Source organism: Paenibacillus sp. JGP012, assembly GCF_014203995.1.
GTDB lineage: Bacteria > Bacillota > Bacilli > Paenibacillales > Paenibacillaceae > Paenibacillus > Paenibacillus silvae.
In genome coordinates, this window is record NZ_JACHKG010000031.1 from 1 (window position 1) to 19,678 (window position 19,678).

28 protein-coding genes and 1 rRNA gene are annotated in these 19,678 nt (G+C 46.1%); 2 read left to right on the forward strand and 27 right to left on the reverse strand.

What is annotated here, in order from left to right:
* The 3 genes from HNR77_RS24830 to HNR77_RS24840 form a co-directional block, all read right to left on the reverse strand.
* Positions 1–192: ribosomal RNA gene (locus HNR77_RS24830) — 16S ribosomal RNA — on the reverse strand; the annotation flags it as partial.
* A 544-nt stretch (positions 193–736) separates the two neighbouring features.
* Positions 737–967 carry a hypothetical protein gene (locus tag HNR77_RS24835; RefSeq protein WP_110899305.1) on the reverse strand — a complete coding sequence of 77 codons (231 nt, stop codon included), beginning with the start codon at positions 965–967 and terminating at the stop codon, positions 737–739.
* Positions 968–1,135: 168 nt separating this feature from the next.
* A complete protein-coding gene (locus tag HNR77_RS24840) occupies positions 1,136–1,753 on the reverse strand; it encodes a stage II sporulation protein M (protein ID WP_184190196.1) in 618 nt (205 codons plus the stop codon).
* A gap of 144 nt (positions 1,754–1,897) precedes the next feature.
* Between HNR77_RS24840 and pdaB the strand changes: the two genes are divergently transcribed.
* The gene (gene pdaB / locus HNR77_RS24845; RefSeq protein ID WP_184190197.1) at positions 1,898–2,674 is read left to right on the forward strand and encodes a polysaccharide deacetylase family sporulation protein PdaB; all 777 of its coding nucleotides are present in this window, start codon (positions 1,898–1,900) and stop codon (positions 2,672–2,674) included.
* Positions 2,675–2,791: 117 nt separating this feature from the next.
* On the opposite strand, the gene HNR77_RS24850 is transcribed toward pdaB, so the two are convergent.
* Positions 2,792–3,424 (reverse strand): KinB-signaling pathway activation protein, encoded by a 633-nt coding sequence (locus tag HNR77_RS24850; RefSeq protein WP_184190199.1) that lies wholly within the window; start codon positions 3,422–3,424, stop codon positions 2,792–2,794.
* 125 nt (positions 3,425–3,549) lie between these two features.
* Here HNR77_RS24850 and gerD point away from each other — a divergent pair, with 125 nt between their 5' ends.
* Entirely contained in the window at positions 3,550–4,287 is a 738-nt protein-coding gene (gene gerD, locus HNR77_RS24855) for a spore germination lipoprotein GerD (protein ID WP_184190201.1), read from the forward strand.
* Between the two features lie 102 nt (positions 4,288–4,389).
* Here the strand turns inward: gerD and HNR77_RS24860 are convergent, their stop codons facing one another.
* The 23 genes from HNR77_RS24860 to rpsH all read right to left on the reverse strand — a co-directional run bounded on the left by HNR77_RS24860 (position 4,390) and on the right by rpsH (position 19,666).
* Positions 4,390–5,490: an Mrp/NBP35 family ATP-binding protein gene (locus tag HNR77_RS24860; protein ID WP_184190203.1), complete on the reverse strand. Its 1,101-nt coding sequence runs from the start codon at positions 5,488–5,490 to the stop codon at positions 4,390–4,392.
* A gap of 78 nt (positions 5,491–5,568) precedes the next feature.
* On the reverse strand, positions 5,569–6,324 hold the full coding sequence (cwlD, locus tag HNR77_RS24865) for an N-acetylmuramoyl-L-alanine amidase CwlD (RefSeq protein WP_184190205.1): 756 nt from the start codon (positions 6,322–6,324) through the stop codon (positions 5,569–5,571).
* Between the two features lie 69 nt (positions 6,325–6,393).
* Positions 6,394–7,563 carry a sulfate adenylyltransferase gene (sat, locus tag HNR77_RS24870; protein ID WP_184190207.1) on the reverse strand — a complete coding sequence of 390 codons (1,170 nt, stop codon included), beginning with the start codon at positions 7,561–7,563 and terminating at the stop codon, positions 6,394–6,396.
* 108 nt (positions 7,564–7,671) lie between these two features.
* Positions 7,672–8,364, reverse strand: a complete 693-nt coding sequence (locus HNR77_RS24875; protein ID WP_145406611.1) for a phosphoadenylyl-sulfate reductase — start codon at positions 8,362–8,364, stop codon at positions 7,672–7,674.
* A 769-nt stretch (positions 8,365–9,133) separates the two neighbouring features.
* Positions 9,134–9,526 (reverse strand): 30S ribosomal protein S9, encoded by a 393-nt coding sequence (rpsI, locus tag HNR77_RS24880; protein ID WP_090924661.1) that lies wholly within the window; start codon positions 9,524–9,526, stop codon positions 9,134–9,136.
* A gap of 19 nt (positions 9,527–9,545) precedes the next feature.
* Positions 9,546–9,983, reverse strand: coding sequence for a 50S ribosomal protein L13 (gene rplM, locus HNR77_RS24885; RefSeq protein ID WP_024633564.1), 438 nt, complete (start codon positions 9,981–9,983; stop codon positions 9,546–9,548).
* A gap of 205 nt (positions 9,984–10,188) precedes the next feature.
* Positions 10,189–10,962, reverse strand: a complete 774-nt coding sequence (truA, locus tag HNR77_RS24890; protein ID WP_184190209.1) for a tRNA pseudouridine(38-40) synthase TruA — start codon at positions 10,960–10,962, stop codon at positions 10,189–10,191.
* A 159-nt stretch (positions 10,963–11,121) separates the two neighbouring features.
* Positions 11,122–11,487: a 50S ribosomal protein L17 gene (rplQ, locus tag HNR77_RS24895; protein ID WP_017692102.1), complete on the reverse strand. Its 366-nt coding sequence runs from the start codon at positions 11,485–11,487 to the stop codon at positions 11,122–11,124.
* Positions 11,488–11,521: 34 nt separating this feature from the next.
* The gene (locus HNR77_RS24900) at positions 11,522–12,466 is read right to left on the reverse strand and encodes a DNA-directed RNA polymerase subunit alpha (RefSeq protein WP_024633566.1); all 945 of its coding nucleotides are present in this window, start codon (positions 12,464–12,466) and stop codon (positions 11,522–11,524) included.
* A 136-nt stretch (positions 12,467–12,602) separates the two neighbouring features.
* Positions 12,603–12,998, reverse strand: coding sequence for a 30S ribosomal protein S11 (gene rpsK / locus HNR77_RS24905; protein WP_068537278.1), 396 nt, complete (start codon positions 12,996–12,998; stop codon positions 12,603–12,605).
* A gap of 19 nt (positions 12,999–13,017) precedes the next feature.
* Positions 13,018–13,386 carry a 30S ribosomal protein S13 gene (gene rpsM, locus HNR77_RS24910; RefSeq protein ID WP_095293406.1) on the reverse strand — a complete coding sequence of 123 codons (369 nt, stop codon included), beginning with the start codon at positions 13,384–13,386 and terminating at the stop codon, positions 13,018–13,020.
* A gap of 20 nt (positions 13,387–13,406) precedes the next feature.
* A complete protein-coding gene (gene rpmJ, locus HNR77_RS24915) occupies positions 13,407–13,520 on the reverse strand; it encodes a 50S ribosomal protein L36 (RefSeq protein ID WP_003333770.1) in 114 nt (37 codons plus the stop codon).
* Positions 13,521–13,672: 152 nt separating this feature from the next.
* Positions 13,673–13,888, reverse strand: a complete 216-nt coding sequence (gene infA, locus HNR77_RS24920) for a translation initiation factor IF-1 (RefSeq protein ID WP_017692098.1) — start codon at positions 13,886–13,888, stop codon at positions 13,673–13,675.
* Between the two features lie 3 nt (positions 13,889–13,891).
* Positions 13,892–14,200: a KOW domain-containing RNA-binding protein gene (locus HNR77_RS24925; RefSeq protein ID WP_111271033.1), complete on the reverse strand. Its 309-nt coding sequence runs from the start codon at positions 14,198–14,200 to the stop codon at positions 13,892–13,894.
* Positions 14,201–14,210: 10 nt separating this feature from the next.
* Positions 14,211–14,963: a type I methionyl aminopeptidase gene (map, locus tag HNR77_RS24930; protein ID WP_111271032.1), complete on the reverse strand. Its 753-nt coding sequence runs from the start codon at positions 14,961–14,963 to the stop codon at positions 14,211–14,213.
* Positions 14,964–14,966: 3 nt separating this feature from the next.
* Positions 14,967–15,611 (reverse strand): adenylate kinase, encoded by a 645-nt coding sequence (locus HNR77_RS24935; protein ID WP_111271031.1) that lies wholly within the window; start codon positions 15,609–15,611, stop codon positions 14,967–14,969.
* A gap of 90 nt (positions 15,612–15,701) precedes the next feature.
* A complete protein-coding gene (gene secY / locus HNR77_RS24940; protein ID WP_184190211.1) occupies positions 15,702–17,000 on the reverse strand; it encodes a preprotein translocase subunit SecY in 1,299 nt (432 codons plus the stop codon).
* Positions 17,000–17,440 carry a 50S ribosomal protein L15 gene (gene rplO, locus HNR77_RS24945; protein ID WP_110899289.1) on the reverse strand — a complete coding sequence of 147 codons (441 nt, stop codon included), beginning with the start codon at positions 17,438–17,440 and terminating at the stop codon, positions 17,000–17,002. The genes secY and rplO overlap by 1 nt, the downstream gene beginning before the upstream one ends.
* A 45-nt stretch (positions 17,441–17,485) precedes the next feature.
* Positions 17,486–17,671, reverse strand: coding sequence for a 50S ribosomal protein L30 (gene rpmD, locus HNR77_RS24950; protein WP_111271028.1), 186 nt, complete (start codon positions 17,669–17,671; stop codon positions 17,486–17,488).
* A 12-nt stretch (positions 17,672–17,683) separates the two neighbouring features.
* Positions 17,684–18,181 (reverse strand): 30S ribosomal protein S5, encoded by a 498-nt coding sequence (rpsE, locus tag HNR77_RS24955; protein ID WP_024633574.1) that lies wholly within the window; start codon positions 18,179–18,181, stop codon positions 17,684–17,686.
* A 27-nt stretch (positions 18,182–18,208) separates the two neighbouring features.
* Positions 18,209–18,577, reverse strand: a complete 369-nt coding sequence (gene rplR, locus HNR77_RS24960; protein WP_184190213.1) for a 50S ribosomal protein L18 — start codon at positions 18,575–18,577, stop codon at positions 18,209–18,211.
* A 117-nt stretch (positions 18,578–18,694) separates the two neighbouring features.
* Complete coding sequence (gene rplF / locus HNR77_RS24965) at positions 18,695–19,237, reverse strand: 50S ribosomal protein L6 (protein ID WP_110899287.1); 543 nt, start codon at positions 19,235–19,237, stop codon at positions 18,695–18,697.
* A gap of 30 nt (positions 19,238–19,267) precedes the next feature.
* Positions 19,268–19,666: a 30S ribosomal protein S8 gene (gene rpsH, locus HNR77_RS24970; RefSeq protein WP_110899286.1), complete on the reverse strand. Its 399-nt coding sequence runs from the start codon at positions 19,664–19,666 to the stop codon at positions 19,268–19,270.
* Positions 19,667–19,678 lie beyond the last annotated feature (12 nt).

Below are 19,678 nucleotides of genomic sequence, written 5' to 3' on the forward strand. Positions count from 1 at the left end.
AGAAAACAAATATTCGGTATTAGCTACCGTTTCCGGTAGTTGTCCCAAGCTTGAGGGCAGGTTGCCTACGTGTTACTCACCCGTCCGCCGCTAAGTCTCAGGAAAGCAAGCTTTCCATCAACTCCGCTCGACTTGCATGTATTAGGCATGCCGCCAGCGTTCGTCCTGAGCCAGGATCAAACTCTCCAATAAAGATGAATTTCGTCAGCGTGGTTAAACGCTGTGAAACTCATCGGGGTATTGAAAAGAGCGATAAGCTCATTTTGAATCTGACGAGATTAAAAATCCCATTATTGTTCCAGTTTTGTTACAGCCAGATGGCATGCGCCAAAAACCTTCACGTTCATTCTGCAAGCAGAATGATTACTCACTCGTTGTTCAGTTTTCAAAGATCAAACATTCGATTTAATGTGTTGTTTTCCATCTCGTCGTCGTTTCAGCGGCGACCTTTATAATGTATCACATTCACATTATCTTTGCAAGCCTTTTTTTGATAACTTTCAATCCAGATATCAAAACAGCTTGATTTAGTGACCAGCTCCTTAAAAAAGGAACGAAAATTAATTTACCATATCATATTAGAAAGGTCAACCCTATTTCGACAAAAACACAGATTCTTTTTCGTTTAGTGCGCGAGATATTTCTTTTTACACATGAAATGAATGAGAGGTGTGAGCACTATATGGATTGCCCCACCTCCTATCACTTTGAACCGGTTTATATATTCAGCCTTACTTCACGGCCTGGACTTCTTCAACTTCCCACCTCTTGCATACTTGGATAACTCTTTAGGCGGGGCAAACCGTGCATACATGCGGAATACCGTCTTGTACCGACTCGCGATAGCATGTTTTATCTCCTGGTCAAGACGATGATCACTCAGATCGAACAGCATTTCATCCAATTCTTTGCGTAATACATAGTCCAGCTCTTTGCATTCCTTCTCGTTAAATAGCATACCCAGCATTAAGAGTTCTCCTTTTTGTGCATATCCTCTATAGTCATACTCGCGTTTTTCAGCAACATGATTCGTTAACAAGCGTTTTGATCTCCTGATTGCTGAAACCCGTTTTATTGTTATGGTCAACTTTCTGGGAAATTATGAATGCTGGGTATCATAATTTTCACAAAACATTTATCCTCTTACAAGCGCATAGGTAAGTGTGCTTTCGATAATTGCGGCAATGAAAAGCAGGATGACTACCCAGAAGCTTGCTGTTAACGTCATTTTCACAAACTCCCTCCAATGTGTCCCGATCAGCGCTCTCTTCTCTCCCCCTAATTGGGCAAGACTGCTTATCGTTAAACCGCCAAACTTTATTCCAAACGCACATGCGATGATAATTACCGGGATCTCGATAATTCCGTGAGGAAGCAATCCCTTAACAACGATATCGAAAAAACTTGCTCCATTATTCATCGTTGCATGAACGACAAATCCCAGCACCATCCCGTTAATTAGCAAAAATATAATGGGTAAGATGCCGAAGAAAATGCCTGCGTAAATGACCAATACACTCTTGATGGCGTTGTTAAAAAAAATAAACAGGAAGAAATTCCATTGCACATTTCCTCCTTGCTCCAACTGTTGGCTCACCTGGCGTATTCCTTCAATCTGATTCAGCATCAGCTGCTCTAAGGGTCCTGTACTCACCCATCCAGCCCCGATTCCAACAGCAAACAGTAGGAAGGCCCAGATTAATGCTGTCCTTATTTTGCTCATGTCTCTCATGAATGCGCTAAATTTTAACATAATAACCTCCTGGTTAACGAAATGATGGACAATCAATGATATAAACGAATAACTGAGCCGTACGAGCATACATTGAAAACAAACAAGCATTTTCCTATCGAACAGAAACAAGCATTTTTTATTGGGAGAGGGGCGCTTAGCGAAATGAACTCGTTCTATGTATTCAGCGGCAAAAAAATCAAACGTAACCTGATTGTGCTCGTTGCTGCCATCTTTGCAATCGGTATTATCTATCTGGAAAGTGGCAACGTGTCTGTATTTTCGGAGGAAGCACCTTCCGCCGTTTACAGTGTTCCAACCGACAAGAAGGTGATTGCTCTTACCTTTGATATTAGCTGGGGTGATAAACGGACTGAGCCAATCCTGAAGGTGCTTCAGGAAAATAAAGTGCAGAAGGCCACCTTCTTCCTCTCTTCACCCTGGAGCAAAACCCACCCTGAGATTGTCACCGCCATCAAGGAGGCAGGATATGAGATTGGCAGTCATGGCCACAGACATGAAAATTACAGCAGCTTGACCGAAGAGCAAATACGTAAAGAAATTTCGACAGCTCACAGCATTTTAACCGATCTAACGGGAAAAGAACCGAAATTGCTGCGTCTGCCTAATGGAGACTTTGATAAGCGCGTGCTCCAGGTTGCTAACAGCCTCAACTATCAGGTCGTGCAGTGGGATACTGACTCTATGGATTGGAAAAATCCAGGCGTACAAACGATTGTAGATCGCGTTGTCAGCAAAGCCCATCCGGGTGATATCGTTTTGCTGCATGCCAGCGACTCTTCCAAACAAACGCATGAAGCCTTGCCCATCATCATTGACAAGTTGAAAAATCAGGGATATGAGTTTGTGACCGTATCCGAATTGCTAAGCCACTCCAGTGTAGAGGGTAAAGAAGTCCGTGACCAAGCCAGCGGCCAATAGCATGCGACAAAACAAGTAAAAAATTGAAAAGAGCTAACATGGTTAGCTCTTTTGGTGTTTATTTTTCAAAGATAACGCCTTATACGTATTGACGCTTCTAGTGAATCGTGCTGTCTCTTATGCCCTGCTCCCCTTCATGGACTTGCCCGCAGGCTCAGCCGATCGCTCTTCTGAATTATCGACCAGTTTGTGCAGAATCAGCATCTGGTATGCATTACATAACAGCAAAGGGACCACAATAAAGATCGTTGCCGCGTTGACATCAATACGCAATACACCGATCGTCTCCACAGCAGTAACGGCTATCATAAAAAAGAGCGTGGGTACCAGCGCAGAGATATGTGTTTGCTTAACTTTCACGTAAGCGGTAACAACTGCGGCCGCCAAAATGAGCAGTCCCAGTACGATATCCGAGATGCGCTCCCGCTCACCACCGACAAAGAGACGTAAAAACATAACATCCAGCAGCGCAAGCACAGTCAGCACAATCTGAACAATCTGCCACCCGCGTTTTGGAAATACACCTTTCCCCATATAATTTAATATGAGATATGCAAAGAAACCCATTTGTGAATATACGCTAATCATCACTCCGGAGCCAAACAAAATCAGAAGATACAGCATAAAGTCAGCTATTCCGTTTGTTTTCTCCCCGTTTACCAGCATCATAATCAGCCCCGTGGCTAATGCGCCTGCAGCGCCAATCAGCAAGGCTGTCCAAAACAGGAAAAACCATCTACGCAAATTCAAATGTTTTCCACCCCCGAGAGTTTATTTTACCAACCTTCACAGCAAAAAACCATCATTGCTCAACATATTTCCCCCTTTCCCATCACATACTACATCCAGTATCTATTCAAGGAGGGATTGTACACATGAAACGGCCTATATGGCAGCTGTCCTGTATCGTGCTCGGGCTATCCGTCATGCTTGCCGGCTGCGGTTCAGATCAAAGTTCTTCGCCTCCTCAGGGCAGTTATAAAGAGATGAAAACGATGGTTGTTGATATTTTGAAAAGTGACGAAGGCAAAAAAGCTGTAGAAGAGGCTTTGACGGGTCAAAGCTCCTCTGGCGGCGGTGGGGGTGGCAGCTCAGAAGGAGGCGGAGGAGCCGGCGGTGGATCAGGAACAGTTGGGATGAAAATGTTAATGCCTATGCAATCTTCGGAACAAATACGTATTGCCGTAAAAGATACTATCACCGCACCTGAATACCAGAAGGAATTCGAGAAAATTATGACAGATCCGCAATTTGCGGGTGAATTCGCCAAAGCGATCAATGCGCAAAGCAAGCAGCTCCATATGCAGCTGATCAAAGACCCCACATATCAGAAATCCATAGCGGACATTATGAAATCACCTGAGGTGTCCAAGATGTTTATGGATATGACCAAAACTCCGGAATATCGCAAGCAGACGATGACCGTTATGCAGGAAGTGATGCAGAATCCATTGTTCCGTATGGAAGTGCTCACGCTGTTGAAAAAAGTTGTACAAGAAGAGCTGCAGCCTAAAACGGAAAGCGGTGGCGGGCAAAAGGGGCAGGAATCCGGTGGTCAGGACGGTGGAGATGGTGGCAGTGGTGATTCTGGAGGCGGTGGTGAAAGCTCATAAAATGCACTCTACGGCTTCGCCAAGCCATCCGACGATGCCAATCGAAGATGATAATAAGCCTGCATCCAATCTAAAGGACGCAGGCTTTTGTCTGTACTCTCGTTAAAATTTGGACTCAATGTTACGGGCAACCTCATCATAGATCGCGCCAATGGATGTTTCTGCCTTGTATACGGAAGGAGAGAAATCCGGCTCGGAAGGATGGTTGTCCGGTGCACCCAATGGAATCTGGGCAAGCAGCACGGTATGCAGACTCTCCGCCAGCCGTCCGCCGCCACCGCGTCCAAAGACATAATCCTTCTCTCCACAGCTGCCACATTCGTAATAAGCCATATTCTCGATAACACCAAGCAGCTCATGTTCCGTCTGAATCGCCATCGCCCCAGCTCGCGCTGCAACAAAGGCTGCTGTAGCATGCGGGGTTGTCACGATGATTTCTTTACTCTGCGGCAGCATCTGATGCACATCAAGAGCTACATCGCCTGTTCCTGGTGGCAAATCCAGCAGCATATAGTCCAGTTCTCCCCATTGAACATCGGTGAAGAACTGACGCAGCATACGGCCTAGCATCGGTCCGCGCCAAATGACAGGGTTATTTTCCCGAATGAAGAACCCCATCGACATGACTTTGACACCAAAACGTTCCACCGGCTGAATGACGCCGTCTTCAACAACCGGGTACTCCTCAATGCCCATCATATCAGGCACACTGAACCCGTAAATGTCGGCATCAATGAGGCCAACCTTTTTCCCTTGACGAGCCAAGGCTGCCGCCAGGTTAACGGTAACGGTGGATTTACCTACCCCGCCTTTACCACTCGCCACAGCAATATAACGAACCCCTGACTCGGGACTTAGCAGCTCATGCCCATCCAGACCTGCTGCATGCCCCTTTACAAGCACTTCATCCTGATCCTGGGCCTCATCGGCTTGTCCTGTGTTCAGACTCTCACGGTCATGCTCAGACGCTGCTCGTGTGCGAACGTGTACATCCTTCACACCATGCTGAGCAAGCAGATTGCGCGCAGCATCTGTTAAAGCGGTTGCATCTTCCGGTCGATTCTCCAGAGTCACCATACTTAATGCCACATGATGCTCTTTCACCATAATGTCACGAATCCATCCCAGCTCCGTCAGGCTTTGTCCAAGCTGCGGTTCCTGTAATGGCTGTAAAATTTCAAGTATCTGTTCTTTGGATAACATCAGACAGCACCTCGGTTTTATCTATTGGCATGTATTAGGTATGCTGTTCCAATTATAGCACTACCTTTCTTCTTATGACTAACTTTTCGGACGTTCTCCTGCGGAATACCTGAGAATCCCGTTATATATGGATGCCGCTACCTTTCGTTGATACGTTTCATCGGCTAGCATACGCGCTTCCTGAGGATGTGACAAAAAGCCAACTTCCACGAGTGCTGACGGAATTTTCAGCGCCTGCAGCAGATAAACGGTATTCACCGTTTTGGCGATCCGGTCTGTATTTTCCAGATTACGAATCATTTCAGCTTGCAGCAAATTTGCGAGCCCTTCATTATCAGGGTGATTGGGGGTGTAGAACACCTGTGCGCCGCTCCAACGATTTGAAGGTACACTGTTCATATGAATGCTGATAAACAGATCTGCCTGTTTATCTTCAATTCGCCGTAATCTTTGCTTGAGATCCTCCGTTTTGCGCTTGGAATATCCCCTTGTGCCTTCCTCTGCCAGGTCTTTATCCATCTCACGAGTCATGACGACAAGTGCACCAGCCTGCTGCAGATAGTCTCTCACATACAGCGCAATAGACAAGTTGATATCTTTCTCGATTACCCCCTGTTTGCTTACAGCACCGCCATCCGGTCCCCCATGTCCTGCATCGATGGCTATTACCTTGCCTGCCAAAGGCAGACTCCAATAGCCCGACGTTTTGGCAGAAGGCATCTCATACGAAACAACTGCCACAAACATGGCCAGCAAACACAGACTCAACATAACCCTCTTCACTGTTTTTAATCTGATCCAGACCACCAGATGTTTACCCATGTTTTTGCGCATAAAAAAAACCACCTCGCCCCTATAAATGACTCTAATCATCTATATGGGACAAGATGGACAAATATACCCTTACGAATGGACTTGCTCTGCCATACCCTCAATCAGCACTTCAGCAACCTCAGGACGTGTGAATTCAGGAGGCGGACACTGACCATCGCGCAGCAGTGCACGTACTTTCGTACCTGACAGCGTCAGATGGTGCTCCTTGCCATGTGGACATGTTTTGCTGGAAGCCATGTTTCCACATTTCGTGCAGAAAAAGCTGTGCTCGAAGAACAGCGGTGTAATTCCGAGTTCCTCAGCTGTAAAGTTAGAGAAGATCTCCTGCGCTTCATAGGTGCCGTAATAATCACCTACACCTGCATGATCGCGGCCTACAATAAAGTGGGTGCAGCCATAATTTTTACGTACCATCGCATGGAAAATCGCTTCCCGTGGTCCAGCATACCGCATCGCCGCCGGGAACACACCCAGAAACGCACGATCCGCAGGATAATAGTTCTCCAGCAGCACCAGATAACTTTTCATCCGTACATTAGCAGGTACATCATCAGACTTTGTTTCGCCCACCAGCGGATTCAGGAAGAGTGCATCCACGATCTCCATCGCACTTTTCTGAATATACTCATGCGCACGGTGCACAGGATTACGAGTCTGAAAACCAACAACCGTTTTCCATCCCTTCTCCTGAAAAATACTGCGTGTCTCTGCCGGGTCGTAATAGAACTCTTCGAACTTTGCCGGCTTCGGTCGGTTTAATACCTGAATTGGGCCCCCTACATAGGTTGCAGGGCGCTCCAGCAGCTTTTTCACACCCGGATGCTCTGGATCATCTGTTTTGAATACACGACGCGCTTCCTCTCCCTGATCCACCTGATAGATGCTTTGAACTTCAAGCAGTCCGTATATCACCCCATCATTTTCACCAACAAGGGCTACTGTTTCGCCTTTGCGAAGAGCAGCCGCCTGTTGATCGTCAACAGCAAGTGTAATCGGTATGCTCCACACCGTACCATTTGCCAAACGCATCCGGGATACAACCGATTGATAATCCTCCTCGTTCATAAATCCTTCAAGCGGCGAGAAGGCACCTACACCGATCAGGTCGAGGTCGGAAATCGTCCAGGTATTGATGCGCAGTGAAGAAAGGCTCTTGCTCTCCTGCAGTAAACGTTCACGTTCTTCTCCTTGTACGACACGCTGCACCAGCGTACCTCCATGAGGCAGAATCGAAGTCATCTTGTCAGCTCCTTATATATCCATTCGTTTATAGTGAGGCCATGCGCTTATATATCCAATGCTGTAGGATACAGAAAACGTCGTTTGCGTCATCCTATCCTCAGGTCCTTATTTATGCAGACCGCACTCCGTTTTATCATTGCCAGACCAGCGTCCTGCACGTGGATCTTCACCAGGCATCACCTGACGTGTACAGTACTCGCAACCGATACTTGGATAGTTCTGATCATGCAGCGGGTTATAGATCACGTTATTGGCGCGAATATATTCCCACACATCCTCACTCGTCCAATGTGCAATCGGGTTGAATTTCATCAGGCCAAACTTTGTATCGTACTCAACTTTCTTCGCATTCGCACGTGTTGGAGCCTGATCTCTGCGAATACCTGTAATCCATGCATCATACTGAGAAAGAATACGTGTTAGCGGCTCTACCTTGCGAATGTTGCAACAAGCGTTAGGATCGGATTTCCACAGCTCTTCCCCATGCTGGGCAGCCTGTTCTTCTGGTGTAATTTTCGGTGACACTCTCACAAAATCGAGATTGTACTTTTCCTGCATCCGATCACGTGTATCATACGTTTCCTGAAAATGAAAATCAGTATCCAGATAAAAAATATCCGTGGACGGACTGATCTTTTGAAGCATATCTACGAGCACAACATCCTCTGCGCCGAAGCTGCACGCAAAAGTAATGTTCGGGAATGTTTCAATTGCATATCGAATAATATCTTCAGGACTTGCATGCTCCAGTTCCTCTGCTTTGGTCCGTGCCAATTCTTCTTTTTCCAACAAGTTCATTGTTTCATTTCCCCCATTCATGATCTGAAAAACAGTAAAAGCCGACTAATCTAATATGAATTATGTATAGTATAAATCTTTCACTCGGTATGTCAATGCCTGCCAGATGGTAAAATACAGCGATTGTAACCTCTAATTAACGGGTAAGATTACATAACTTTTTAGTGTCATTTAGGCAACTCCATCATCTTGAGACAAATTCATCTGAAGATGAGATGGTCGATAGCGAATACTCCGTAGTTTACAAATTGGCTTAAACCGTTGCTGTTGCTGGATTTCCAAGCTCAGCAGTATATTCAAACAAGCCTTACATAAAATCTTAACACGTAAAAGAGAAGAAGTGCAGTTTCCATTCTCTTCCTGAGGATGGATGCGTAGTACGTTTTCAAATGTAAGAGACCTTTATCATATCCATAAGAAAGACTGATAAGCATGGAGTGATATGTGTCGCTTGTGAAGAAACCACATGTATTTCTTGTTGTATTGACCGATGTGTGCATTATTCATTGATGTGCTATTTGGTTTACTTACGGAGGCTCTTACGCAAGCTCTTACGGACATACTCACTGGCGTGCTGACTGAATTGCTGACTAATGTACAATGTGCACCTGGATGTGTCACTGGAGGGCTATGAAATGACTGACCTGACCGCTTTAGTAATCAGGACCACCCGTGCAACGGGTAGTCCTGATTTTCGCGCGTTTCACGCACTCAACTGCCTAAAGCCAAAAAAAAGCTCTTGACCGAGGGCCAAGAGCTTTTGAAAATCTTAACGTTTGGAGAACTGAGGTGCGCGACGAGCCGCTTTGAGACCGTATTTTTTACGCTCTTTCATACGTGGGTCACGAGTCAGGAATCCTGCTTTTTTCAGGGATGCACGGTATTCCGGATCTGCTTTAAGCAGAGCGCGGGAGATACCATGACGGATCGCGCCGGCTTGACCGGAGATACCGCCACCATGAGCGATAACCAAAACGTCATAGTTAGTGAGCGTTTCTGTCAAAGTCAGTGGTTGTTTTACGATCAGTTTGAGTGTTTCCAAACCGAAGTATTCATTAATATCACGTTTATTGATGACAATGCGTCCTTCACCCGGTACAAGGCGAACACGTGCTACCGAATGTTTACGACGACCTGTCCCATAGTATTGTACTTGTGCCATGAAACTGTCCTCCTTTTAATTAACCGCGAAGTTCGTAAACTTCTGGTTTTTGTGCTGCGTGTGGATGCTCAGTGCCTCTGTACGCTTTAAGTCTCAGCTTCATTTTCTCGCCCATGCGAGTTTTAGGAAGCATACCGCGAACAGCCAATTCCAACATACGTTCAGGTTTGTTTTTAACCATCTCTTCTGCAGTAGTTACTTTCAAACCACCTGGGTGCATCGAGTGACGGTAGTATTTTTTGCCTTGCATTTTTTTACCAGTCAATACAATTTTCTCTGCATTGATGATAACAACGAAATCGCCAGTGTCCACATGTGGAGTGAATTGTGGCTTATGTTTGCCGCGGATCAAAGCAGCTGCTTCGCTCGCCAAACGTCCGAGGGTTTTGCCTTCAGCATCAATGATGTGCCATTGGCGCTCAACTTCGTTAGGCTTCGCCATGTACGTAGTACGCATGAAAAGTTCCTCCTTAAATGTTCAAAATCATCATTTTTCATTTATCTTCATTCGTTAAGTGATAACTTTAGGTGTTGATGGATAGTTGTTGCGATGTGAACATCTTAATTGGGGCTGTGGGAAAGCCATTAAGAAAACACAACTTTTATATTACATGATAGGCGATCAAATCGCAAGTATAAATTAAGCTTTTTACTAACCAAGTTTAATCTTTTTTGTATTCAAGATCCCAGAGCATCAATCCGCAGCTAACCGCAGTAGGTCCTGCGGCAGAACGATTGCATGCAGCAATCATATTCGGCACATCAGAGGCTTTCCGTTTGCCCTCTCCGATCTCCAGCAGCGTTCCTACAATGATCCTTACCATGTGCTGCAAAAAGCCGTTACCACTCACGTAGATGTGAATGACGCCTTGATCGCGCGGATGGTCTCTGCACATTGAACGGTCCACTTCTATCCATGCTTCGTATACCGAACGTACATGATTCTCTTTCTGCGACTTGCGTGAAGCAAAGGATGTAAAGTCATATGTGCCTATGAAATGACGCAGGCCCTCTTCCATAGCAGCGATGTCCAGCTTGGCATGATGATGATGCTGTAGTCTTCGGTTAAAGACATCCGGGAATTGATTTGCATTGATCGTGTATCGATAGGTTTTCTTTTTCGCTGCATAACGAGAATGGAAATCTAGCGGTACCTCAATCGCATCAATAACAACAATATCGGATGGCAGTCTCGAATTGAGTGCAATACACCAGCGTTCCACCGGAATCTGTGAAGCTGTAGGAAAATTGAAGATTTGTCTGCGAGCGTGAACGCCTGCATCCGTTCGGCCTGAACCCGTGATTTTAACGCTCTCACCTGTCAAAGCACGAATGGCATCCTCAAGATGATCCTGGATGGTATTGCCTCCTGGCTGTACTTGAAAGCCGTAGTAGGCCGTTCCATCGTAAGTGACCGTCATACATAAGTTGCGCATATTACCACACCTTTGTTCCATACTATACATAAGCCTATCCCGAACAGCAAAAGAAGCCCCTTACGGAGCTTCATTTACAGCACGAATTCCGAAATGAAGAGAAAAAAAGGGTTGATCCAGAATCGTTAGACTCTGTCCCCTTTCCTCATCTCATCTGTTTTACGCGCGGTCTACCAGTTCCAAGTAAACCATAGGCGCTGCGTCACCACGACGAGGTCCCAGTTTCAGGATACGAGTGTATCCACCTGGACGCTCAGCGTAACGACCGGACAATTCGCTAAACAGTTTTTGGATTGCATCTTGCTCACCATCGATTGTTTCGCGGCGAACGTAAGCTGCCACTTGGCGACGGGCATGAAGATCTCCCTTTTTCGCTTTAGTGATCAGTTTTTCAGCAATAGAGCGAACCTCTTTTGCTTTCGCTTCAGTTGTCTGAATACGCTCGTATAAGAACAGGTCGGTTACCAGGTCACGGAACAAAGCTTTACGTGCGCTGGAATTACGGCCCAACTTTTGGTATGCCATTGTTTTCCCTCCTTCACTTCAAGCACTCAGCTGTCTATTCTTCTGTACGAAGTCCCAGTCCCAGTTCCTCAAGCTTCTCTTGAACTTCTTCCAAAGACTTGCGTCCGAGGTTACGGACTTTCATCATGTCTTCTTCCGTTTTCGTTGTTAGCTCTTGTACGGTATTAATACCAGCACGTTTGAGGCAGTTGTAGGAACGAACAGAGAGATCCAGCTCTTCAATCGTCATTTCGAGTACTTTTTCTTTTTTGTCTTCTTCTTTTTCAACCATGATCTCTGCATCCTTCGCTTCGTCTGTAAGACCCACGAAGAGCATCAGATGCTCGGTCAAAATTTTAGCGCCGAGGCTCACAGCCTCTTCAGGACGAATACTTCCGTCAGTCCAAACTTCCAACGTGAGCTTGTCATAGTTGGTCACTTGGCCTACACGCGTATTTTCCACAGCGTAGTTTACGCGGCTGATCGGGGTGAAGATGGAATCGACAGGGATGACGCCGATCGGCTGGTCATCGCGTTTATTCCGATCTGCCTGGACGTAGCCGCGACCGCGATTGGCAAAAATACGCATGTGAAGTCTCGAACCTGGTCCAAGCGTAGCAATGTGAAGATCCGGGTTAAGGATTTCAACATCGGAATCAGCACGAATATCTCCAGCCGTGATTGCTCCTTCGCCTTCAGCATCAATCTCGAGCACTTTCTCCTCATCAGAGTGAATTTTGAGCGACAAAGCTTTCAGGTTAAGGATAATCTCTGTAACGTCTTCCATTACGCCAGGAACTGTAGCAAATTCATGCAGAACGCCATCGATTTGAACCGAAGACACTGCCGCACCCGGCAGTGACGAGAGCAGGATTCGGCGAAGCGAGTTTCCAAGCGTCGTACCGTATCCGCGCTCCAGCGGTTCTACTACGAATTTCCCATAGGTGCCATCATCGTTGACGTCTACCGTCTCAATTTTCGGCTTTTCGATTTCTATCACTGCAATACCCCTCCTTCAAAACGTCGGTCCTCTATGAAACATTTACCTTCTCTTGCGAAAACATGTAGTAGTATGCCTAAACAACCATTATTAGCAGATTGTGCCGGAAGTATACCACACGCAGGGGCAAATCTCATTAGACACGACGACGTTTTGGAGGACGGCATCCGTTATGCGGGACTGGAGTTACGTCTTTGATCAGGTTAACTTCAAGACCAGCAGCTTGCAAAGAGCGGATCGCTGCTTCACGGCCTGCGCCTGGTCCTTTAACCATAACCTCAACGGACTTCATCCCATGTTCCATTGCAGCTTTGGCAGCAGTCTCAGCAGCCATTTGTGCAGCAAACGGAGTCGATTTACGGGAACCTCTGAATCCGAGGCCGCCGGAGCTTGCCCACGAAATCGCATTTCCGTGAGGGTCCGTAATAGTAACGATAGTGTTATTGAAAGTGGAGCGGATATGTGCCACGCCAGATTCAATATTTTTACGGTCACGACGTTTAGTACGTACGACTTTTTTCGGTTTAGCCATTTTCTCTTATCCCCCCTTATTATTTCTTCTTGTTCGCTACAGTACGACGAGGACCCTTACGAGTACGAGCATTCGTTTTCGTACGTTGTCCACGAACAGGCAGACCACGACGATGACGAACTCCACGGTAACAACCGATCTCCGTCAAACGTTTAATATTCAAAGAGATTTCACGACGCAGGTCACCTTCTACTTTGACCTCTTTGTCGATACTTTCACGCAATTTGCTGACTTCATCTTCCGTCAAATCACGAACACGAGTGTCCGGATTGATGCCTGTAGAGCTCAGAATTTTCTGGGAAGTCGTTTTACCGATTCCGAAAATATAAGTCAAGGCGATCTCAACGCGCTTATCACGTGGCAAATCCACACCAGCTATACGTGCCATTTTACGCTACACCCCCTTCATTAACCTTGTTTTTGTTTGTGTTTCGGATTTTCACAGATAACCATTACATTCCCTTTGCGGCGAATGACTTTGCATTTTTCGCAAATCGGCTTGACCGAAGGTCTTACCTTCATGTGAATTACCTCCTCAAAGTTCTGCTTAGCAAAACTCTCTTCGTAAGCATTGACCTTGTTCTACTATTGTAAAACCGGCTTCGAAGCTTTCGCAAGTTTTGCCGGGCAAAACCCGCTTCATAAGCTTCACAGTTCATTGCAACTGTCTACTACTATTTACGGTAAGTTATACGACCTTTTGTTAGATCATAAGGCGATAACTGAACAACTACTTTGTCTCCAGTCAGGATACGGATGAAGTGCATCCGCAATTTTCCGGAAACGTGAGCGAGAATTTGATGACCATTCTCAAGCTCAACCTTGAACGTTGCATTCGGTAGCGGTTCAAGAACCGTACCTTCCACTTCAATGACATCTTCCTTGGCCATTAGTCAGTCTCCTTTCTCTTCAGCTTGAATGTTGGTGGATTCCAGAAACGAATGAACCGCATAGCGGAGCTTTCCGTTTGTCACCCGACCACTCTCGTTTAAACTGTTTACAACCTCACTGCTAATCATGGGCTGAAGTTCAAGATGAAGAATGTTCTTCTTCTTGGGTTGGTCAAACTTTCGTTTGTCTCCATCCGCTATATATACGAACCTACTGTCCACTATAGCAACAATTACTGCGGCTTGGTCCGCGTTGCGGCCTTTACGGATCTTCACAAGTTGACCGAGCTGCGGATTCGACTGATTGTTCATGCCTCATCACCTACGCATTCAGTTTTGTGAAAATTTCCATACCCTCAGGTGTAACTGCTACGGTGTGTTCAAAGTGGGCGCATAACGATCCATCAACTGTAACGACAGTCCAGTTATCTTCCAACGTTTTCACATACCGTCTGCCTGCGTTAACCATCGGTTCAATGGCCAGCACCATACCAGCCTTTAACCTTGGACCACGATCAGGAAGACCATAGTTCGGAATTGATGGCTCCTCGTGCAGATCCGCTCCAATGCCGTGACCGACATATTCACGAACGACAGAGAACCCCTCATCTTCGATATATTTCTGAATTGCATGAGATATTGTAAACAAGCGAACGTCTGGTTTTACCAGCGCCAGACCTGCGTATAACGAAGCCTCGGTGACGTCCAGAAGACGACGGGCTTCTTCGGAAATACGGCCGACTGGATAGGTCCAGGCAGAATCTCCATGATACCCCTGGTACTGCGCGCCAATGTCAAACGTAACGATATCGCCCTCGTTCAACTTGCGTTTGCCGGGAAATCCATGTACCAACTCTTCATTTACTGAAGCGCACACACTGGCAGGGAAACCGTTATAACCTTTGAAAGACGGCACAGCTCCTTGACTGCGGATATATTGATCAGCCATATGGTCAAGTTCACCAGTCGTAATACCGGGAGCGATATGCTCTGCCAAGAGACGATGCGTTTCCGCAACAATTCTCCCTGCTTCCCTCATCAAACCCAGTTCCGTTTCGGACTTACCAATGATCATCAATTAACCTCTCAACAAGGACACGATTTCTTTAGAAACTTGATCGATATCCTGTTCTCCGTCGATTTGACGAAGAAGACCTTTAGTTTCGTAGAACGTGAGGAGTGGTGCTGTTTTGTTGATATATTCGTCCAAACGAGTGCCTACGCTCTCTTCATTATCATCAGAGCGCTGATACAGCTCGCCGCCGCATTTATCACAGATACCTTCCTGCTTCGGTGGATTAAATACGACATGATACGTGGAACCACAGTTTTTACAAATGCGACGACCCGTCAAACGAGCGAGCAATTTGTTGCGATCCACTTTCAGGTTGATGACATGATCAAGACCTGAGTTCAGTCGTGCCAGGATGCCATCCAGCGCTTCTGCTTGAGACAGGGTTCTTGGAAATCCATCCAAAAGGAAACCTTCTCTGCAGTCCGCTTGCTGCAAACGTTCTTCAACGATGCCGATGGTTACATCATCTGGTACAAGTAATCCTTGATCCATATATTCCTTGGCTTTCAGGCCAATGGGAGTTCCCTGTTTAATCGCGAGACGAAATGCATCGCCTGTTGAAATATGGGGAATACCGAACTCTTTCACAATGACGTCTGCTTGCGTACCTTTTCCTGCCCCCGGAGGGCCCATGAATAGGATGTTCACGTTATGTCACTCCCTCCAAGACTACCCTACATCAACAAACAGCACAATAGGTGCCGGCAAGTAAATCTTTACTCAACCGGAACCTATTGCCTATTTATTGATAAAACCTTTGTAGTGGCGTTTGATCAATTGGCTTTCGATTTGCTTCATCGTATCCAGCGCTACACCGATAACGATCAGGAGGGATGTTCCTCCAATTTGCGCTGATTGAGGCAAACCAGAAAGTGCCCCTAAGAATACAGGCAGAACGGAAATGACTGCCAAGAAGATGGCTCCGGCCATTGTCAAACGAGTCATGACACGGGTCAGATATTTCTCGGTTGCTTTACCCGGGCGAATGCCTGGGATGTAACCGCCGTTCTTTTTCATATTATCAGCCATCTGCTGAGGATTCATCTGTACGAAAGTATAGAAGAATGTGAATCCGAAGATCATCACAACATACAGCACCATACCAAGTGGTTTGTGTGTAGTCAAGTTTTGACCGATCCACTGTGCCCAACCATGATTAGCCCAGAAGTTGGCGATAATCGTCGGGAACATCAACAGCGATGATGCGAAGATGACAGGGATAACACCAGCTGCATTAATCTTCAGCGGGATATGTGTGTTCTGTCCACCGTACATTTTGTTACCTACGACACGTTTAGCGTACTGTACCGGAATTTTCCGAATCGCCTGTTGGATGTAAATGACCCCGATGATAATCAGTACGATGACAATCGCAATGATTACAGCTTTGAGGATGTTCATAAACAACTGATCAGGTTGAATGAAGTCGGACTCGATGGTTTGTTTGATAATGTTAGGCACTGTTGCCAGGATACCCGCAAAGATCAAAATCGAAATTCCGTTTCCGATGCCCTTCTCGGTGATCTGCTCACCAAGCCACATCAGGAATGAAGTACCGGCTGTAAGTACAATCGCGATCAAGATATAATCTGCAAATGTTGCGTTAGGAACCATCTCTGTATTGTACAAGCGGTTAAATCCGATCGACGTACCAAACGCTTGAATCAATGCCAGCCCGATGGTTAAATAACGAGTCAACTGTGCTGATTTTTTCTTACCTTGTTCACCTTGCTTTGCCCACTCCGCTAGTTTAGGAATAACGTCCATGGAAAGCAACTGTACTATGATAGACGCAGTGATGTAAGGTACGATCCCGAGTGCAAATATCGAGAACTGGAACAGTGCTCCACCCGAGAACGTATTGAGAAGTCCAAAAACTTCTTTACCCGCAGAATTTGTCGCTTCGAACACATCTTTGTTAACACCCGGTACGGGAACAAAGGAGCCGATGCGGTAAATGATCAGTACAAAAAGGGTAAATAATACCCTTTTGCGCAGATCTTCAACCCGCCAGATATTCTTTAGGGTCTTGAACATTAAATCACCTCGGTTGTACCGCCGGCAGCCTCGATTTTCTCTACCGCAGATTGAGAAAACTTATTAGCTTTAACAGTCAGCTTCACAGTGACTTCACCGTTACCCAGGATTTTGATTCCGGATTTAGCGTTTTTAACAACGCCATTCGTCATCAAGAATTCTGGAGTTACTTCAGTACCCGCAGGCAAACTGTTCAGGTCTTCGATATTAACAACTGCATATTCTTTGCGAGTTGGGTTTACGAAACCGCGTTTCGGCAAGCGACGATACAGTGGATTTTGTCCACCTTCGAAGCCTGGACGAACACCACCGCCAGAACGAGCGTTTTGTCCTTTATGACCGCGACCTGATGTTTTACCCGTACCACTACTTGGACCGCGACCAACACGTTTGCGTTCTTTACGCGATCCAGGAGATGGTGAAAGCTCATGTAACTTCATCGTTCGTTGCACCTCCTTAAAGATTTGTGGGATTATTCCCGTTTATTAAGCTTCTACTTCTTTAACAGATACCAAGTGACTCACTTTGTTAATCATACCACGGATGGCTGGATTATCGTTTTGAATCACTTTGCTGTTGATTTTGCGCAAACCCAATGTTTTCACAGTTGTTCTTTGCGTCTCCGGACGTCCGATCAAGCTGCGGACGAGGGTAATTTCTAATTTAGCCATGAGAATTCCCTCCTAACCCAGAAGCTCTTCGACGGATTTTCCGCGCAGTTTAGCCACGTCTTCAGCACGCTTCAAACGGGACAAACCTTCCAAAGTCGCATTGACCATGTTCATGGAATTCGAAGAACCCAGAGATTTTGTCAAAATGTCACCCACACCAGCAAGTTCGAGAACCGCACGTACAGGACCACCAGCGATAACACCAGTACCTTCAGATGCTGGCTTCAGCAGAACGCGTCCTGCGCCGAACTTACCTGTTACCAAGTGAGGAATCGAAGTTCCTACGAGTGGAACGTGTACAAGGTTTTTCTTAGCATCTTCAATACCTTTGCGAATTGCATCAGGTACTTCGCCCGCTTTACCGATACCCGCTCCAACCCAGCCGTTGCCGTCGCCGACTACAACCAGTGCGCTAAAGCTGAAACGGCGTCCGCCTTTTACTACTTTAGCTACGCGATTAATGTTTACTACTCTTTCAGACAGTTCCAAAGTATTCGGATCTACACGCAAGTCGTTAACCTCCTTTTGAAAAATATCTTAAAACTCAAGTCCTGCTTCACGAGCCGCTTCAGCCAATGCTGCGATACGACCATGGTACAGATATCCGCTACGGTCAAATACGATGTTGGAAACACCTTTGTCTTTCGCACGTTTAGCAACGAGTTCGCCAACTTTGCGAGCAGATTCAACAGATGCACCGTTTTTGATGTCGCCGCTCAATTCTTTGTCTACAGTAGACGCGGAAGCGATCGTTACACCAGCTACATCATCGATGATTTGAGCGTACATATGTTTACCAGAACGGAATACGTTCAAACGAGGACGTGCTGCCGTTCCTTGGATTTTTTTACGAACGCGCAAGTGTCTTTTCAGACGAGCCTTGTTTTTATCCTGTTTCGTAATCATCTCAGGGATTCACTCCTTTCAGGTTACCTCGCTGGCTTCAAACCGGAAGCCACGGGGTATATTAGAAACACACGAAGCAAGCAAGCCGAAAGCCGCGAAAAGGCGGTAAGAGAAATCTTATTTCTTCTTACCGGCTTTACCTTCCTTACGGATGATACGCTCGCCTTCATATTTGATACCTTTACCTTTGTACGGCTCAGGTTCACGAACGGAACGAATTTTAGCAGCGTAAGCACCTACGCGCTCTTTATCGATACCGCGAACGATGATTTTAGTGTTCGAAGGTACTTCGAACTCAATTCCCGCTTCCGGTGTAATTTCAACCGGGTGAGAGTATCCAACGTTCAGAACGATTTTATCTCCGGATTTGCTTGCACGATATCCGACCCCAACCAGCTCCAGAGATTTTGCGAATCCTTCAGTTACGCCGCTCACCATATTGCTGACAACGCTGCGTGTTGTACCGTGCAAAGAACGGTGAGTTTTGTTATCGGAAGGACGCACAACTGTAATTTCGTTGTTTTCAACTGTAACCTTCATGTCTTTATGAAGCTCACGAGTCAAAGTTCCTTTTGGTCCTTTTACCGTAATAACGGAATTGTCCAAAGTGATGTCTACACCACTTGGTACTGTAATTGGTTTGCGACCAATACGAGACATGTGTTGCACCTCCTATCTTGTGACGTTATATTACCAAACGTAGCAAACGACTTCTCCGCCGGATTTTGCTTGACGAGCTTCTTTGTCCGTCATAACACCTTTGGATGTCGAGATGATCGCGATACCCAGGCCGCCAAGTACACGAGGTACTTCATTGCTTTTCGTGTAAACACGAAGACCAGGTTTACTGATTCTTTTCAGACCAGTGATAACGCGCTCGTTATTTTGACCGTATTTCAAGAAAACACGGATAATCCCTTGTTTGTTATCTTCGATAAATTCAGCGTCACGGATGAAACCTTCACGCTTCAAGATATCGGCGATTTGTTTTTTCATTGTCGAAGCAGGCATTTCTACCGTTTCGTGACGAACTGTGTTCGCGTTACGAATACGAGTAAGCATATCTGCAATTGGATCAGACATAGTCATTGTGAGTTAACC